We start from the raw sequence: 16,236 nt of genomic DNA on the forward strand, positions 1-16,236 counted from the left end.
TGAGGCCCGGTTCTTACGATCAGCTGACGAACTTGATCGTCAGCGGGTAGGTGTACCACTCGCCCTTGTTCGCGGCGATCGCGGCCATGATGCTGAAGACGATGCTGAGGATCCAGGCGGCGGCCAGGATCAGGAAGCCGACGAGGATGACGGTGAGAATCGATCCGACCAGGTAGGCGATGGCCAGGGTGATCTGGAAGTTCAGGGCCGTCGCGGCGTGTGCGCGGATGAACGGACCGCGGTCCTTGAGCACGATGTAACCGATCAGGGCGGGCAGGAAGCCGAAGAGGATTCCGCCGATGTGGATCAGGGTCGCCCACAGCTTCTCGTCGGCCGGGCTCAGCTGGCTGGGTGCCTGGTACGGGTTGGCGGGGGGAGGCGTTGCCTCAGACATTAAATCTCCTTCGTGGGCGCTCGGGGGAGCGAGGATGGTGCTGGTCGAGCTGTCACCAGAATAGCGCCGGTCTCGGGCGCCCGCAGTGAGAAAACTAGCTGATCGGGCGCTAGTTGATCAGGCGCAGAGCGAACGGGTAGCGATACGGGCGGCCGTCTCGGGCGCTGACAAAACCGAGTACCGAGAAGATCGCGCCGATCAGCCAGAGCACCCAGGTGAGCGAGCCGAGCCCGGCCAGCAGGCCGAAGGTGAGAAGTGCCAGGACGGTGCTGAGCACGCTGATGGCGAGATAGCCGATCAACAGCGTGATCTGGAAGTTGAGCGCCTCCTTGGCCTCGCCGGCGGTGAATCGCCCGCGCTCCTTGAAGACCAGCCAGATGATCAGGGCCGGCAGGAACGAGAGGATGCCGCCCAGGTGCGCCAGGGACGCCCACAGCTTGTCCTGCTCCGGAGTCAGCGCAGCAGCGGTGCCCGACCCTGTCGGTTGTCCAGGCCCATTGGGATAGCTCATGACGATGCCCTTCGACGTGCAAGTGGATTCAGCGATGGAAAACAGCGGTGGATACCGCCACGGAGATACGTGTGCCACCACGGTACTGCGCGAATTCGTCCGTGAGCAACGGGTATCCCAGACGCCCGCGTTATGATTGGCAGTCATACGAAGAGAGTGCCAGCCGTCGGCGGCACAAACGGGAGAGGGAGGCGAGCGTCCAGTGGTATCAGACCGCAGCCTCGAAGTCCTTCGGGTCATCGTGCAGGACTACGTGGCCTCCCGCGAACCGGTCGGGTCCAAGTCGATCGTCGACCGGCACGCTTTCGGCGTCTCGGCCGCCACGATCCGCAATGACATGGCCCTGCTCGAAGAGGAAGAACTCATCGTCGCGCCGCACACGTCGTCGGGGCGCATCCCCACCGACAAGGGCTACCGACTGTTCGTGGATCACCTGGCCGACCTGCGTCCACTCACGGGCGTCCAACGGCAGGCCATCGAGGTCTTCCTCGGCCAGTCCGCCGATCTCGACGAAGTCCTCGCCCGCAGTGTCCGCCTGCTCTCCCAGCTCACCCACCAGGTGGCCCTGGTGCAATACCCCTCGTTGTCGCGGGCCACGGTGCGCCACATCGAGCTCGTGCCGCTCAGCGACACCCGGGTGCTCTCGGTGCTGATCACCGACTCCGGCAGGGTGGAGCAACGGGTCGTTGAACTGCCGCGCCCGATCGAGGAAGCCGCCCTGGCTGAGCTGCGCTCCAGGCTGAACGCCGTCGTCGGCGGCCTCGGCATGGCGGCCGCCGCCACGGCCCTGAGCGGCCCGACCGGTCTGGGATCGCCGGAGCAGACCGAGCTCGTCGATCTCATCACCGGCACCCTGCGCGATCAGGTCGGAGCGAACCGGCAGGACCGCCTGGTCATGGCCGGAGCCGCGAACCTCGTGCGCACCGAGGAAGACTTCACCGGGAGCATCTATCCGGTCCTCGAGGCCATCGAGGAGCAGGTGGTGCTGTTGCGCCTGTTCGGCGAAATGGCCACAGACCAGCACGGCGTGTCGGTGAGCATCGGCCGGGAGAACGCACCGTTCGGGCTCGGCGAGACCTCCGTGCTCACCAGCGGCTATACATCCCGCGGCGACGCCGCCCGCCTGGGTGTGCTCGGCCCGACCCGGATGGACTACTCCAACAACATGGCGGCCGTGCGCGCCGTCGCCCGGTACCTCTCCCGACTGCTCGGCGAGAACTAGCCGCCCCACACCTATCTCGACCCGACTTCCCCACCCCAGAACCCCAAGGAGAGCCAGCTTTGGCTGACCACTACGAAGCACTCGGCGTCGCCCGCGACGCCAGCACCGACGAAATCAAGAAGGCGTACCGCAAGCTCGCCCGCCAGCTGCACCCCGACGTGAACCCCGGCGCCGAGGCGTCAGAACGGTTCAAGACCGTCACGCACGCGTACGACGTCCTCAGCGACCCCAAGCAGCGCCAGAACTACGACCGCGGCGGCTCCGGCAACGGCCAGGGCGGCGGCTTCGACGCCGGCAACTTCGGCGACATCTTCGAGACCTTCTTCGGCGGTGGCGGCGGCGGCAGCCGTGGTCCCCGTTCCCGGCGTGAACGCGGCCAGGATGCCCTCATCCGCGTCGAACTCGACCTGGACGAGGTCATCTTCGGCACCCACCGCGACATCGAGGTGGACACGGCGATCGTCTGTGCCACCTGTTCGGGCACCTGCTGCCAGCCGGGTACCTCCCCGGTCACCTGCGACATCTGCCACGGCACCGGCAGCATCCAGCGCGCCGTGCGTTCGCTGCTCGGCAATGTGATGACCTCCAGCCCCTGCGGCTCCTGCCGCGGCTACGGAACCATCATCGCCACCCCGTGCGTCACCTGCCAGGGCCAGGGCCGCGTGCGTGCCCGCCGCACCGTGCCGGTCGACATCCCCGCCGGCGTGGACACGGGCCTGCGCCTGCAGATGCCCGGCAGCGGCGAGGCCGGGCCGGCCGGTGGCCCGAACGGTGACCTGTACCTGGAGATGAAGGTGCGCCACCACGACGTCTTCAGCCGCGACGGTGACGACCTGCTCTGCACCCTCGAGGTGCCGATGACCGACGCGATCCTCGGAGCGACGGCCACGGTGAAGGCCCTCGACGGTGACATCGAAGTGGAACTGCGCCCCGGCGTACAGGCCGGCGAGATCCTCACGGTCAAGGACCGCGGCGTCACGAGGCTCCGCGGCAACGGCCGCGGTGACCTGCGGGTCGGCGTGCAGGTGCTCACCCCCACCAAGCTCGACCACAAGGAGCGGGAACTGATCGAGGCCTTCGCCGCCAGGCACAAGGTTCCGGCGCCCGCCCTCAGCCAGTTCCAGCAGGGCCTGTTCGCGAAGCTCCGCGACAGGTTCCTCGGCTAGGACCACGTTCGATGGCGCACTTCTTCCTGTCAGAGACCCTCGGCGCCTCCGCCGACGGCTCGCCAACCGCGGACCCCGCGGTCGGGGCCACGGTGAGCATTACCGGGGCCGAGGCCAAGCACGCCGTCACCGTCAGCCGGGTGCGCCCCGGCGAGACCCTGCTGCTCGGTAACGGCGCCGGCCTGGTGCTCGGCGTCACGGTCCTGTCGGCCGCGCCGGCCGAGCTCACGGCGAGGGTGGACACCGTGACTCGGACGCCGCCGGCCGTGCCGCGCATCCTGCTCGTACAGGCCCTGGCCAAGGGTGACCGCGACGAACTCGCCGTGCAGGCCGCCACCGAACTCGGCGTCGACGGGGTCATCCCGTGGGCCGCCGCCCGGTCGGTGGCCCGCTGGGAGGGCGTCAAGATCGCCAAGGGGCAGGCGCGCTGGTCCGCCATCGTGCGGGAGGCCAGCAAGCAGTCCATCCGGCCGTGGCTGCCCGACGTGCTGCCGCTGACCAGTACCAAGCAGCTGGCCCAGCTCGCTGGGACCAGCCGGATGCTGTTGCTCGAGCCGACCGCCGAGCTCAGATTGACCGCGATCGCCGTGCCCACCGACGACCGGGATATCGTGCTCGTCGTCGGGCCGGAGGGCGGCATCGCCCCGAGTGAACTGGACATCCTCGAGCAGGCCGGCGCCAGCCGGGTGCGCCTGGGCGATACCGTGCTGCGCACCTCGACGGCCGGCCCCGCCGCGGTCGCCATCCTAAACGCAACCCTCGGGCGCTGGTAGGAGCGCTTAAGATAGAACCATGGCTTCCTCCGGTGCAGAACCCACGATCTTCAGCCGCATTACCGCGCGCGAAATTCCCGCGACCATCGTCGCGGAAACCGATGACATCATCGCGTTCAACGACATCGCCCCGCAGGCGCCCGTGCACGTCGTGGTGACCACGAAGTCGCAGCAGTACCGCAACGTCGGTGAACTCGCCGCGGGGGACCCGGCGCTGTTGGCCGAGCTGATCGCCGTGGCCGGCCGGGTGGCCGACGAACACTGCGCCGGCGAGTACCGCCTGGTCTTCAACACCGGAGCCTCGGCCGGTCAAACCGTCTTCCACGTGCACGCGCACGTCCTCGGTGGCGCTCTTGAGGAGGGCACGCTTGCTGCCCTCTGACGCCGAAACTCCCGACGGCGGTGCGCTCGACGTGGTGCGCAAGCTCCTGGTGGACGGCGTCGCCATGGTGCGCCTGCTCGGCCCGCAGGACCGGTTCCTCAGCACCATCGAGAAGGAATACCCCGACGTCGTCGTGCACGTGCGCGGCAACGAGGTCACCCTCACCGGCGCGGCGGTCTCCGTCGAGGCCGTGGTGCGGTTGATCGAGGAGCTCCAGCTGCTGCTCCGCACCGGCGCCGACCTCGGCGAGGCCGAGGTGAGCACCTCCGCCAGGATGCTCGGGGCCGACGCGACCTCTAGCCCCTCCACGGTGCTCGGGCAGGCCATCCTCACCTCGCGTGGCCTCACCGTGCGGCCCAAGACCCTCGGGCAGAGCGACTACGTCAACGCGATCGACGAGAACGCCATCGTCTTCGGCATCGGCCCGGCCGGCACCGGCAAGACCTACCTCGCCATGGCCAAGGCCGTGCAAGCCCTGCAGCGCAAGGAGGTCGACCGGATCATCCTCACCCGGCCGGCCGTCGAAGCCGGCGAACGGCTCGGCTTCCTGCCCGGCACCTTGACCGACAAGATCGACCCGTACCTGCGACCGCTCTACGACGCCCTGTTCGAGATGATGGACCCCGAGCTGGTGCCCAAGCTCCTCGCGGCCGGCACCATCGAGGTGGCCCCACTGGCCTACATGCGCGGCCGCACCCTCAACTCGGCGTTCATCGTGCTCGACGAAGCGCAGAACACCACCCCGGAGCAGATGAAGATGTTCCTCACCCGCCTCGGCTTCGGCTCCCAGATGGTGGTCACCGGCGACATCACCCAGGTAGACCTGCCCGCCGGCGCCAGCGGCCTCCGCCTGGTCACCAAGGTCCTCGACGGCATCGACGACATCGCCTTCGTGCGCCTGACCAGCGCCGACGTCGTGCGCCACAGTCTCGTCGGCCGCATCGTCGACGCCTACACCGAATACGACGCGCAGAAGCAGGCCCAACGCTACGAAAGCGAACAGGCCCGCGACTTCGCCTCCCGCGCTCCGCACCAGGGGAACCCGCGCGATCGCACCCCGAAACGGAGATCCAGTTGAGCATCGAAATCAACAACGAGTCGGCCATCCCGGTCGACGAAGCCACCATCCAGCGCCTCGCCGCCTTCGCGCTGGACACCATGCATGTGCATGCCGACGCCGAACTGGCCATCGTCCTCGTGGACGAGGGCGCCATGGAAGCGCTGCACGTGCAGTGGATGGACGAGCCGGGTCCCACCGACGTCCTGAGTTTCCCGATGGACGAGCTGCGCCCGGGCACCGAAGACGCCCAGACCCCGCCGGGTCTGCTCGGCGACATCGTGCTGTGCCCGCAGGTGGCCCAGGGCCAGGCCGAAACCGCCGGCCACAGCACCCTCGACGAACTGCTGCTGCTCACCGCGCACGGCGTGCTGCACCTGCTCGGTTTCGACCACGCCGAGCCCGACGAAGAGAAGGAAATGTTCGGCATCCAGCGCGACATCCTGATCGGCTTCGCCATGCAGGAACGACGCCGGCCCCGATGATCGTCGGGTGGTTCCTGGCCGCCGCCATCCTGCTCGTCGCCTTCGGCGGGCTGATGGCCGCCGTCGATGCGGCGATCATGTCCCAGTCCAGGGCCGATATCGCCGAGCTCGCCGTGACGGCGCGATCCAAGCGGTCCCTGAGCGCGATCGCCGCCGACACCGGCGCGCACCTGAACGCCATCAACTTCGTGCGCATCATCGCGGAGACGACCGCAGCAGTACTGGTGACCCTGGTCTTCGCCACGACCATCGACGCGATCTGGCTTGCCCTGCTGTTGTCGGCCCTGCTGATGACGGCGGTGTCCTTCGTCCTCGTCGGGGCGAGCCCCCGCAGCGTCGGCCGGGCTCATCCGCAGACTCTGCTCATGCTCACAGCCGTCCTCGTGCACTTCCTCAGGGTGCTTCTCGGCCCGGTCGCCAACGCCCTCGTCGCCCTCGGCAACCGGGTCACCCCCGGCCGAAGCCGGCTTGCCACGTTCACCTCAGAGGACCAGCTGCTGAGCATGGTCGACGAGGCCACCGAACTCGACGTGATCGAGGAAGACGACCGCGAGCTGATCCACTCGATCTTCGAGTTCAGTGAGACCGTCGTGCGCGAGCTCATGATCCCGCGCACCGACATGGTCACCATCGACGCCGACTCCAGCGTCGGTGCGGCGATGGGTCTGTTCCTCAGCAAGGGCTTTTCCCGGGTCCCCGTGGTCGACGGCGAAGTCGACGACGTGACAGGCATCCTGTATCTGCGGGACGTGTCCAGGCTGGTCTACGAACGGCCCCGCAACCTCGAGACGTTGCGGGTGGGCGAACTCGCCAAACCCGCCCAGTTCGTGCCGGAGTCCAAGAAGGCCGACGCGCTACTGCGCCAAATGCAACTGGAGTCGAACCACCTGGCCATGGTCGTCGACGAGTACGGCGGCATCGCCGGCCTGGTCACCCTCGAGGACCTGATCGAGGAACTCGTCGGGGACATCTCTGACGAGTACGACCGGGACGTCGTCGAGATCGAGGATCTCGGCCACGGCCGTTTCCGGGTCAGCGCCCGCCTGCCCGTCGATGAACTCGGAGAACTCTTCGACCTCGACCTCGACGACGACGAGGTCGACTCCGTCGGCGGACTGTTGGCCAAGGCGCTCGGCAGGTTGCCGGTCGCCGGCTCCGAAGCCAGAACCAGCGGATTGATCCTCACCGCGGAGCGAACCGAGGGTCGACGCAAACGAATCAGCACAGTGCTGGTTGAACCAGACAAGGCGTTGAGAAACGCACAGTCCGCATTCCTGGGAATGCCGGACACCGAAGGAGCACACGGCAATGACACAAGAACCTGATTTCCGGGCGGGATTTGTATCCTTCGTCGGGCGCCCCAACGTGGGCAAGTCCACCCTGACGAACGCCCTGGTGGGAGAGAAGGTGGCGATCACCTCGTCGAAGCCGCAGACCACCCGCCGCGCCATCCGGGGCATCGTGCATCAGAAGAACGGCCAGCTGATCCTGGTCGATACCCCCGGCATCCACCGGCCCCGCACGCTTCTCGGTGAGCGGTTGAACAGTCTCGTGCAGTCGACGCTCAGCGGCGTCGACGTCGTCGGCCTGTGCATCCCGGCCAACGAGCCGATCGGCCCCGGCGACAAGTTCATCAACGAACAGCTGGACAACTTCCCGCGCGCCAAGAAGGTGGCCATCGTCACCAAGATCGACATGTCCTCCAAGACCAGCGTCGCCAACCAGCTTCTCGCGGTCTCGCAGCTGCGCGATTGGGAGGCGATCGTGCCGATCTCGGCGACCAGCCGCATCCAGCTCGATGTGCTCAGCAGCGAGCTGCTGCGCCTGCTGCCGCTCAGCGACGCGCCGCTGTACCCGGCGGATGCCGTGACCGACGAAAGCCTGGAATCGCGCATCTCCGAGTACATCCGCGAGGCGGCGCTCGAGGGCGTCACCGACGAACTGCCGCACTCGATCGCCGTGACGATCGACGACATCATCGAACGTGACGACCAGGAACTCGTCGAAATCTACGCCAACCTCTTCGTGGAGCGGGACAGCCAGAAGGGCATCATCATCGGCAAGTCGGGCAGCCGGCTCAAGGACGTCGGCATGCGCGCCCGCAAGCAGATCGAACCTCTCGTCGGCAAGCGGGTATTCCTCTCGTTGCGGGTCAAGGTCGCCAAGGAATGGCAGCGCGACCCGAAGCAGCTCGGTCGGCTGGGCTTCTAACCGAGCGCCCGGTCGGGTCCGGTCGCACCAGACCCTGGAACCTGTCCTCGCGGGCGACCGACCTCACCCATCGGTCGACCCTGTCGAGACCCTCGCTGCCCGTCCCCTTTGGCTCAGAACTGCGTTCGATATGTGCTCGAGAACTTGCTGACATTTCCTCGCATATAGGTGCGATTCGTGAGAGAATGGGGGTATGGACGACGAGCTGGATAGTGGCTCCACCGCACCGACGGGAACGACTCCCACCGGTCCGAACCTGCACGACTGGAACACCGGCCCGTCCGGTCCGGATCCCCTCCCGGCACTGGATGCCCACAGTCTGAGCGGCACCTCCGACACGAAGACCGCCGCTGCAGCCGAAACTGCGGCCGGCCCCGCGACGGGCTCGTCCCGGGCCGGTCGGGCCGGTCGGGGTCCGTCTAAGCCGCGGCCCGAGTGGCGGGATCCGGCCGAGCTGCCGGGGGTGCAGCGCGCGCATACCGGTGCGTTCGGTCAGAAGCTCCAGGCCCTGGATGATGCGGCGCGGACGGTGATGGCGGTGATGGATTCCATTGACGTGAACGCGTTGAGCGACCCGGAGGTGGTCGCGTTGACGCAGATGGTCGAGCGCACCGGTCGGCCGGTGGACGCGGCCCGGGTTAGCACGGCGACCGTGGTGGGTTACCGGTCCCGCAGCGGGCTGGGCACGGAGTCGCTGGCCTGGCGGTTGGGGGCGTCACACCAGAATGATCTGCTGATCGGGCTGACCGGCACGTCGGTGCCGGAAATGAAACGACGCGTATCCCTGGGCGAGAAGGTCGCACCGCGGATGCTGGGCGGCACGGTCCTCGAGCCCGAGTTCCCGTTCGTGGCCGCAGCCTTGGCGGCCGGGGAGATCGGTATTGATGCGGCCGAGAACATCGTGAAGGGCCTGGCCGACTACAAAGTGCACGGCCGCTTCGATGCCGACCAGTCGCTGGTGGACGGCGGTGAAGCCGAGCTGGTGGAGTCCGCGACCGGGTCGGTATTCGGCCGCACCCCCGGACCCGGCGACACAGCCGACGACGCCGTCTGCACCGGCCCGGTCCGCCGTTTGGGTGCGTCGGCGGGGTTCACCTTCCCGGCGGACCGGATCCGGGAGATGGCGGCGACGTGGCAGGCGGTGTTGAACCCGGACGGTGCCGCGCCCACCGCGGAGATCCTCGAGGCCAAGTCCACGTTCTCGTTCGGCAAGCTCGCCCAGGGGTTGCATCCGTTGCGCGGTGGGGTGACGCCGGAGCTCAAGGGCATCATGCAGACCCTGTTCAACACGTTCCAGTCCGCCCGCAGCGCCCCCGCGTTCCCGTCCGCGGAGGAGCAGCAGCGTATCGAGGCCGGCGAACTCGTGCCCGGCGAGATCCTCGACGAACGCGACGGTGGCCAGAAACGCGCCGACATCCTCCGCGGCATCCTGGTCCAGGTCGCCCAAGACCCCCGCACCCCGACCATGGGCGGAATGCCGCCGACGGTGATGGTGCACGTGAACGCAACCGACCTCGTCAACGGGGTCGGGGTTGGCTGGATCGACGGCGTCGAGGGCCCCGTCTCGATGAAAACGATCAATCAGATGGTCGACAACGGCGGCTTCCGGCCGATCCTCTTCGGCGGCACCGGCGCCGTCCTCGCCCTCGGCGACAAAGTCCGCTGCTTCACCCCGCTGCAACGCAGGGCGATCACCGCCCGAGACGGCGGCTGCATCATCCCCGGCTGCACCTGCCCACCGCAATGGACCGAAGTCCACCACGTGAAGCCGTGGCAAAACGGCGGCCCCACCAACGTGAGCAACGGGGTGCTGCTCTGCTGGCATCACCACCACAACATCGACACCTCCGGGTGGCACATCCGCATGGTCCTGGGCATGCCCGAAGTCAAAGCCCCACACTGGATCGACCCCACCGACACCTGGCGAACACCACCCCAACACCGAGCCCACGACCCCAAAACCCGACGTCCACCCCACACTGAATGACTGGGGGCACCCGGGCGGTGAGGACTGACTCTGCAGCCGACCCTGCAGCTGACGCTGCCGCGACTTTGCCAGAATGGTGTCGGGCACGGTCCATCTGGGCGCTGGAGCCTGGATCGAAGGAGTCAACATGTCGCAGGTAACAATGTCTGAGCCGGTCATTGCCGTTGTCGGCGCCGGGGCCGTGGGCGGCCTGCTCGCTGCGCTGCTGGACCGCGCCGGCGTCGAGGTCGTTGCCGTCGCCAGACCGCAGACCGCTCGAGCGATCGCGGCGGAGGGACTCACCATCCACAGCCCGCACTTCGGCTACGGTGTCTCGAGGATCACCGCGGTCACCGAGATACCCGACGGTGCCAACGTCATCCTCGCCACCAAGGCTTTCGCACTCCCCGCCGTGACCGGCTCGCTCGCTCAGGCGCGGCCCACTGAGGTGGTATCCCTGCTCAACGGCATCGAACACCTGGCGATCCTCCGCGACCACGCACCGGGAGCCCTCGTCGCCGGAGCCTCGGTGGCTGTCGAATCGACGAGGCTCAGCCCCACCGTGATCGAGCATCGCAGCCCGTTCCTTCGGCTCACCGTTCCGGCCAACGCCGCCGACTCCGGCATCACCGCGGCGTGGCGGAAGGCCGGACTCGACGTCACGGTGGCCGGCACCGACCAAGAGGTGCTCTGGGCCAAATTTCGCTTTCTGGCCCCGATGGCCTTGCTCACCTCGTACTGGCGGTTGCCCATCGGCGCCGCCCTCGAACGCGACGCCGCACTGACGACCGCGGTGCTGACCGACGTGGCTCGGGTCGCCAGCCTGGACGGCGTGCCCACGGACGCCGGGCAGCTGGCCACGGCCCTCGCCGCGTTGCCGGCGTCTATGCGCTCGTCGCTGCAGAACGACCTGGAGGCGGGGCAGCGAAGCGAGCTGGATGCCATCGGGGGAGCCCTCGCCCGCCGCGGTCGCAGTCTCGGTGCGGACACCGCCGCCGTGGATGGGCTGTTGGCGGACCTCACTGCGAGATGACTTTCGGAACGGCTACATCGCTGGGATGACTTCCCGGGGACGCCGGGATGATCTGGTGGCCGGAACCCGGACGCGGCGCTGGGGGAGCCCTACGCTGTAACCATGCCGGTTCCAGGGTTCCTCACGCGTGCCGCCCCGCACCGCTGGGCACTTGAACCCGCGCTCGGTCTGGCTGTGGCCCTGGTGTGGGGGATCCCGGCCCTCTGGGCGGGCCAATCGGCGGCACTGCTGGCGGTCTGGATGTTCGCGATCGCGGTGGGACTGTCCCGCTTCGCCCCTCTGCTGGGGCTGACCATCGGCGCTGTCGCGACACTGGCCGTGGTCACCGCCGGAACCGGCCACTTGACCGGGCCGGGCGCCGTACCGCTGCTGCTCACCTCCGGCTGCCTGGCGGTCTGGGGCGCCGGACTCCACGGGCGGCGCTGGGTCAGGTTCGTCGGCCTGGCCGCGGGGCTCCTCCTCGGCATGCTTGTCACAGTCTTCCTCTTACTGCCTCTGTCGATGCAGGGGGCGCAGGACCTGGACGGGACGCTCCGGTTCTTCGGCGACCTCGGATTTCGGCTCACCGGCGGCTTCCTGGCCGCCCTCGCTCTCGTAGGCGGCTGGGCGCTGGCGCTGGTCGTTCGGGGCCGGGCCGATCGCCGTGGCGCCGCAGGGCCGGTCGAGGCAGATGCCCTCACCCTGGAGACCTGGCTGATGCTGCCGCAGGGCGCACCGACGGGCACGGTGACGATGGGCGTTCCGATCCGAGGCCCCCTCAGCGCCCTGCTCGGTGACCGCACCGGCGGCCGGCTCGTCTTCCGCCCGGTCTCACGGCGCACCGTCACCGTCGACGTCGGAATCGCGGTCACCTTCTCCCTCTTCTGCCTCATCATCGATGCCGGCAATGGCATCGTGTCGTTCCTCGTATTGGTCGGCTTCACGGCCGCCCTGGCCGTGCGCCGGCTGTCACCGGGCCTGGCCCTGACGATCGCCTGGGTCAGCGCCCTCGCCCAGATGCTGGCCGGGCTGCCGGTGCTGACCGGCAACTTCGCGGTGTTGGCCGTTCTGTACGCCACGGCGGCCTACGGCGACAGGATGCTGCGCTGGGTCGGCCTGGTTTCCGTGGGGATCGGCGCCGTACTCGCCGCCGGCTACATCGCGGTTATCCAACAGGGCGCGCTCTCCATCGGCGAGGCACTCGCGCAAGGCAACGCGGCCGGCCTGGTCTGGTCCTTCGTGGCCACCCTGATCGCGAGCGTCGCGGTGCTCGGTCTCTCCTGGACCCTCGGACTACTCATGCGAACCTGGCAGACCGCCAGGGCGGGCCGGCTCAGCCAGCATCGAGCGGTGGAGGAACAGCGCGTCGCGCAGCGCAGCGTGGTCGTCGAGCAGGAACGCAACCGCATCGCCCGCGACATGCACGACGTTGTCGCCCACTCCCTGGCCGTGGTCATCGCCCAGGCCGACGGGGCCCGGTACGCGCGTGCCGCGAACCCCGAGGCCGTCGACGAGGCGTTGACTACCATCTCGACCACGGCCAGGGACGCCCTGGGCGACGTGCGCATCCTGCTCACCCGTCTGCGCCAGGACGCGGCCGACGGACCGCAACCCGTGCTCGCCGACCTCGACCGCCTGGTGGCGCAGATGCAGAGCACCGGGCTCGACATCGAGTGGACCACCACGGGCACACCCACCACCCTGGGCTCCGGCGCCCAGCTGGCCGTCTATCGCATCGTGCAGGAGGCCCTCACCAACGCCCTCCGGCACGGTGACGCTGGTCGGGCGGTATATTTGAGCCTCGCCTGGACGGACGGATGGGTTGCGGTGACGATAGACAACGCGGTGCGACCGAGCCCGGCCGCCGACGCATCCGGTGTACTCGGCCACGGACTACCCGGCATGCGCGAACGGGCGCTCCTCGCCGGCGGCTCGTTGACCGCGGAGCCCATCGGCGGCCGGTTCATCGTGGCCGCGCGCCTGCCGGCCATCACCACCAGTGCCCTGGTACGGCCCACCGTGCTGACCCCGGCCCCGCCCCGACCAACGGAGAACGCCCATGAGTGACGTCCACCCGGCGGATGCTCCGCGCATCCGGGTCGCCCTCGTCGACGACCAGGCCCTCTTCAGGGCCGGGATCCGCATGCTGGTCTCCTCCCAGGACGATCTGGAGTTCGTCGGAGAGGCCGGCAACGGCGCCGCCGGCGTCACCATGGCCGCCGCTGTCCTCCCCGACGTGATCCTGATGGACATCCGCATGCCCGTGATGGACGGCATCGACGCCACTGCGGCCATCATCGCCGCCGCCACCATGGCCGGAACGACCCCGCCGCGGATCATTGTGCTCACCACCTTCGAACTCGACGAGAGCGCCAGCCGGGCCATCCGCGGCGGGGCGAGCGGCTTCCTGCTCAAGGACGCCGATCCGGAGTTCCTGCTCGCCGCCATCCGCACCGTGCACGCCGGCAGCGCCGTCATCGCCGCCTCCGCCACCCGCGAGCTCTTTGCCCACTTCGACGCTCCGGCCCCGGAGCAGGAGGTGCCGGTGGCGTACACCACCCTGACCAGCCGGGAACGGGACATCTTCGCCCTCGCCGCCCTCGGCCTGAGCAACGCCGAGATCGCCGCGGGTGAGTTCCTGAGCGAGGCCACCGTCAAGACTCACATCAGCCGCATCCTGGCCAAGCTCTCGCTGCGCGACAGGGTGCAGCTCGTGGTCTTCGCCTTTCAGCACCGCCTCACCCAGTAGCTCTGCTCCACCCGGTAACCGCCCAGCGGATGACCCGGCACCGCCGGCACTCATCCGTCCGGCCCCGCTGATTACACCCGGGGCCCGATGCGGCCGCTGGCACCGGATTCGTACCGTGGAAACATGGAAAATTCACCGTCAGAACTCGGCCTCGCGGCCAGAGTCACCTCCCTGCGCAAGACCTACGGCTCCGCCACCACGTCGGTGACGGCCCTCGACGACGTGTCCATCGGCATCCGTCGGGGCCAGTTCACCGCCATCATGGGCCCGAGCGGCTCGGGCAAGTCCACCCTGATGCACATCATGGCGGGGTTGGACACGGCGAGCGCGGGCCAGGCCTGGCTCGGTGACACCGAGATCAGCGCCCTGGATGACGCCGCACTGACGGTCCTCCGCCGGCGGCGGATCGGCTTCATCTTCCAGGCCTTCAACCTCGTACCCACGCTGGACGTGCGCGGCAACATCCTGCTGCCCTTCGCCCTGGACGGCCGGAAGCCGAGCACCACCGAGAACAACTGGATCGAGCAGCTCATCGACTCGCTCGGCCTGGCCGACAGGCTCACGCACCGGCCGCACGAGCTCTCCGGCGGACAGCAGCAGCGCGTCGCCATCGCCAGGGCCCTGGCCACCCGGCCTGAACTGGTGTTCGCCGACGAACCCACCGGCAACCTCGACTCACGGAGCGGTCGGGAGGTGCTGGCCCTGCTCAAGGCGGCGAGCACCGGCTACGGCCAGAGCATCGCCATGGTCACCCATGACCCCATTGCGGCCAGCTTCGCCGACCGGATCCTCTTCCTCGCCGACGGCCGCCTGGTCGAAGACCGGGAACGGTCCTCGGCCGAAGACATCTCCCGCATCATGCTCGGCATGGAGCAGCGCGCATGAGCGGCCGCGGTGCAAGCCTGCTCGTAGCCGGCCTCGCCTCGGCCTTCGGCGTGGTGCTGCTGCAGGTCACCAGCGTGCTCGCCACGGTGATCAGTGGTGACGGCGTTTCCGACATCGGGGCGGTGCGCTCGGCACTGTCAATCGTGGCGGTCCTGTTCATCACCATCGCCGTGTACGTCAGTTCGATCGTCACCACGAACACCGTCGCGACGATCATCGCCGGCCGCACCCGCACCATCGCCCTGATGCGCCTGATCGGCTCCAGCGCACGTGATCAGCGCCGCGCGGTGGCCAAGGAAGGCCTTCTCGTCGCTGCCGTCGGCGCCGTCCTCGGCGCGGTCGTGGGAACGGTGCTTCTCAGCATCGGACTGTGGATAGCCGTGGCCGCCGGCACGCTCCCTGACCTGCGGTACAGCCTGATCGAACCGCTCCTGGCGCTTCCCGTCCTCGTTGTGGTGCTCTCCACCTGGTGCGCGGCCTGGGTGGGCTCGCGCCGGGTGCTCTCGGTCAGTCCGATGCAGGCCGTCGGCGCCGCCCAGGAACGCTCGCTCGAGGAAACGGTCCGACGTCCGGCCCGCAACATCGTCGCCGTGCTGCTGATCGTGGCCGGGGTCCTGTTCCTCGCCGGCGGTGTCGTCGTGGGCCAGATCAGCGAGTACGGAGTCCTGCTGGGCCTGGTAGGCGGGCTGCTGTCCTTCAGCGGGCTCGTGCTGGGCTCGCACCTGATCATGCCGCCCGTCCTGGGCCTCGTGGGTCGTCTGCTGGGTTCGAACGCACCGTCCAGGCTCGCGGCCGCCAACGCGCAGCAGCATCCGGAGCGGAGCTCCAGGGCCACCATCGGCCTGGTCATCGGCGTGACGCTGATCACTATGTTCGCCGTCGCCGGGGCCACCTTCGAGAAGATGATGGCGCTAGCCATGGAGGACCCGTCGGTGCGCGCAGCGATCAGTGAGATGGTCGGCATCAGCCTGGCGGTGATCTCGGTGCTGGTGGGCTTCAGTGCCCTCATCGCGGCGGTGGGCATGGTGAACAACCTGGCCCTGAGCGTGCTCCAGCGGTCCAGGGAGATCGGGTTGCTGCGGGCGCTCGGCTTCACCGGCGGACAGGTGCGCAGGATGATCCTGGCTGAGAGCCTGCAGATGACCGTGGCCGCGGTCGCCCTCGGGCTGGCCCTCGGCGTCGTCTACGGCTGGGCTGCCGCGCAGTCGCTGTTCGGCACGGTGGCCAACATCGGTTTCGTCACACCGGCGGTGCCCTGGTTGCTCGTGGTGCTCAGCGTGACCGGGACCGCCGTCCTGGCAGTCGCTGCGACCATCGTGCCCGCCCGGCGCGCGGTGTCCGTCGCCCCGGTGACCGCCCTGGCCGCCGGCTGAGCGGATGCTGAGGAACTCTTCGGCAATCGGTGTTACCCTCTTTGTGTGCT

16 protein-coding genes are annotated in these 16,236 nt (G+C 68.6%); 14 read left to right on the forward strand and 2 right to left on the reverse strand.

Annotated elements, in window-relative coordinates; translation table 11 throughout:
* Window positions 1-19: 19 nt before the first annotated feature.
* Window positions 20-394 carry a DUF4870 domain-containing protein gene (locus B7495_RS07960; protein WP_088456102.1) on the reverse strand — a complete coding sequence of 125 codons (375 nt, stop codon included), beginning with the start codon at window positions 392-394 and terminating at the stop codon, window positions 20-22.
* Window positions 395-503: 109 nt separating this feature from the next.
* Window positions 504-905 (reverse strand): DUF4870 domain-containing protein, encoded by a 402-nt coding sequence (locus tag B7495_RS07965; RefSeq protein ID WP_088456103.1) that lies wholly within the window; start codon window positions 903-905, stop codon window positions 504-506.
* A 202-nt stretch (window positions 906-1,107) separates the two neighbouring features.
* Here B7495_RS07965 and hrcA point away from each other — a divergent pair, with 202 nt between their 5' ends.
* From hrcA to B7495_RS08035, 14 genes are all read left to right on the forward strand, one after another.
* Entirely contained in the window at window positions 1,108-2,127 is a 1,020-nt protein-coding gene (gene hrcA / locus B7495_RS07970) for a heat-inducible transcriptional repressor HrcA (protein ID WP_088456104.1), read from the forward strand.
* A 59-nt stretch (window positions 2,128-2,186) separates the two neighbouring features.
* The gene (gene dnaJ, locus B7495_RS07975; protein WP_088456105.1) at window positions 2,187-3,293 is read left to right on the forward strand and encodes a molecular chaperone DnaJ; all 1,107 of its coding nucleotides are present in this window, start codon (window positions 2,187-2,189) and stop codon (window positions 3,291-3,293) included.
* An 11-nt stretch (window positions 3,294-3,304) separates the two neighbouring features.
* Window positions 3,305-4,066, forward strand: coding sequence for a 16S rRNA (uracil(1498)-N(3))-methyltransferase (locus B7495_RS07980; RefSeq protein WP_088456106.1), 762 nt, complete (start codon window positions 3,305-3,307; stop codon window positions 4,064-4,066).
* 19 nt (window positions 4,067-4,085) lie between these two features.
* A complete protein-coding gene (locus B7495_RS07985) occupies window positions 4,086-4,448 on the forward strand; it encodes an HIT domain-containing protein (protein WP_088456107.1) in 363 nt (120 codons plus the stop codon).
* A 64-nt stretch (window positions 4,449-4,512) separates the two neighbouring features.
* Entirely contained in the window at window positions 4,513-5,526 is a 1,014-nt protein-coding gene (locus B7495_RS07990) for a PhoH family protein (RefSeq protein ID WP_088457985.1), read from the forward strand.
* Window positions 5,523-5,990, forward strand: coding sequence for an rRNA maturation RNase YbeY (ybeY, locus tag B7495_RS07995; RefSeq protein ID WP_088456108.1), 468 nt, complete (start codon window positions 5,523-5,525; stop codon window positions 5,988-5,990). The genes B7495_RS07990 and ybeY overlap by 4 nt, the downstream gene beginning before the upstream one ends.
* On the forward strand, window positions 5,987-7,315 hold the full coding sequence (locus B7495_RS08000) for a hemolysin family protein (protein ID WP_088456109.1): 1,329 nt from the start codon (window positions 5,987-5,989) through the stop codon (window positions 7,313-7,315). Before ybeY ends, B7495_RS08000 begins: the two co-directional genes overlap by 4 nt.
* Window positions 7,299-8,201, forward strand: a complete 903-nt coding sequence (era, locus tag B7495_RS08005; RefSeq protein WP_088456110.1) for a GTPase Era — start codon at window positions 7,299-7,301, stop codon at window positions 8,199-8,201. The genes B7495_RS08000 and era overlap by 17 nt, the downstream gene beginning before the upstream one ends.
* A 193-nt stretch (window positions 8,202-8,394) precedes the next feature.
* Window positions 8,395-10,188 (forward strand): HNH endonuclease signature motif containing protein, encoded by a 1,794-nt coding sequence (locus B7495_RS08010; RefSeq protein ID WP_088456111.1) that lies wholly within the window; start codon window positions 8,395-8,397, stop codon window positions 10,186-10,188.
* Between the two features lie 127 nt (window positions 10,189-10,315).
* Window positions 10,316-11,200 carry a ketopantoate reductase family protein gene (locus B7495_RS08015; RefSeq protein WP_088456112.1) on the forward strand — a complete coding sequence of 295 codons (885 nt, stop codon included), beginning with the start codon at window positions 10,316-10,318 and terminating at the stop codon, window positions 11,198-11,200.
* A gap of 102 nt (window positions 11,201-11,302) precedes the next feature.
* Complete coding sequence (locus B7495_RS08020) at window positions 11,303-13,246, forward strand: sensor histidine kinase (protein ID WP_240632450.1); 1,944 nt, start codon at window positions 11,303-11,305, stop codon at window positions 13,244-13,246.
* Window positions 13,239-13,928: a response regulator transcription factor gene (locus tag B7495_RS08025; RefSeq protein WP_088456113.1), complete on the forward strand. Its 690-nt coding sequence runs from the start codon at window positions 13,239-13,241 to the stop codon at window positions 13,926-13,928. The genes B7495_RS08020 and B7495_RS08025 overlap by 8 nt, the downstream gene beginning before the upstream one ends.
* Before the next feature lie 123 nt (window positions 13,929-14,051).
* Entirely contained in the window at window positions 14,052-14,813 is a 762-nt protein-coding gene (locus B7495_RS08030) for an ABC transporter ATP-binding protein (protein WP_088456114.1), read from the forward strand.
* On the forward strand, window positions 14,810-16,186 hold the full coding sequence (locus B7495_RS08035; RefSeq protein ID WP_088456115.1) for an FtsX-like permease family protein: 1,377 nt from the start codon (window positions 14,810-14,812) through the stop codon (window positions 16,184-16,186). Before B7495_RS08030 ends, B7495_RS08035 begins: the two co-directional genes overlap by 4 nt.
* Window positions 16,187-16,236 lie beyond the last annotated feature (50 nt).

The organism is Cryobacterium sp. LW097 (genome assembly GCF_002205495.2).
GTDB lineage: Bacteria > Actinomycetota > Actinomycetes > Actinomycetales > Microbacteriaceae > Cryobacterium > Cryobacterium zongtaii.

Bases quoted from the DNA above. Each gene is read 5' to 3' on its own strand.
- B7495_RS08015 (WP_088456112.1), top strand. From the start codon at position 10,316: ATGTCGCAGGTAACAATGTCTGAGCCGGTCATTGCCGTTGTCGGCGCC.
- B7495_RS08035 (WP_088456115.1), top strand. From the start codon at position 14,810: ATGAGCGGCCGCGGTGCAAGCCTGCTCGTAGCCGGCCTCGCCTCGGCC.
- B7495_RS07985 (WP_088456107.1), top strand. From the start codon at position 4,086: ATGGCTTCCTCCGGTGCAGAACCCACGATCTTCAGCCGCATTACCGCG.
- B7495_RS08020 (WP_240632450.1), top strand. From the start codon at position 11,303: ATGCCGGTTCCAGGGTTCCTCACGCGTGCCGCCCCGCACCGCTGGGCA.
- B7495_RS08000 (WP_088456109.1), top strand. From the start codon at position 5,987: ATGATCGTCGGGTGGTTCCTGGCCGCCGCCATCCTGCTCGTCGCCTTC.
- B7495_RS08030 (WP_088456114.1), top strand. From the start codon at position 14,052: ATGGAAAATTCACCGTCAGAACTCGGCCTCGCGGCCAGAGTCACCTCC.
- B7495_RS07960 (WP_088456102.1), bottom strand. From the start codon at position 394: ATGTCTGAGGCAACGCCTCCCCCCGCCAACCCGTACCAGGCACCCAGC.
- B7495_RS07980 (WP_088456106.1), top strand. From the start codon at position 3,305: ATGGCGCACTTCTTCCTGTCAGAGACCCTCGGCGCCTCCGCCGACGGC.
- B7495_RS07965 (WP_088456103.1), bottom strand. From the start codon at position 905: ATGAGCTATCCCAATGGGCCTGGACAACCGACAGGGTCGGGCACCGCT.
- B7495_RS08010 (WP_088456111.1), top strand. From the start codon at position 8,395: ATGGACGACGAGCTGGATAGTGGCTCCACCGCACCGACGGGAACGACT.
- B7495_RS08025 (WP_088456113.1), top strand. From the start codon at position 13,239: ATGAGTGACGTCCACCCGGCGGATGCTCCGCGCATCCGGGTCGCCCTC.
- B7495_RS07990 (WP_088457985.1), top strand. From the start codon at position 4,513: ATGGTGCGCCTGCTCGGCCCGCAGGACCGGTTCCTCAGCACCATCGAG.
- era (WP_088456110.1), top strand. From the start codon at position 7,299: ATGACACAAGAACCTGATTTCCGGGCGGGATTTGTATCCTTCGTCGGG.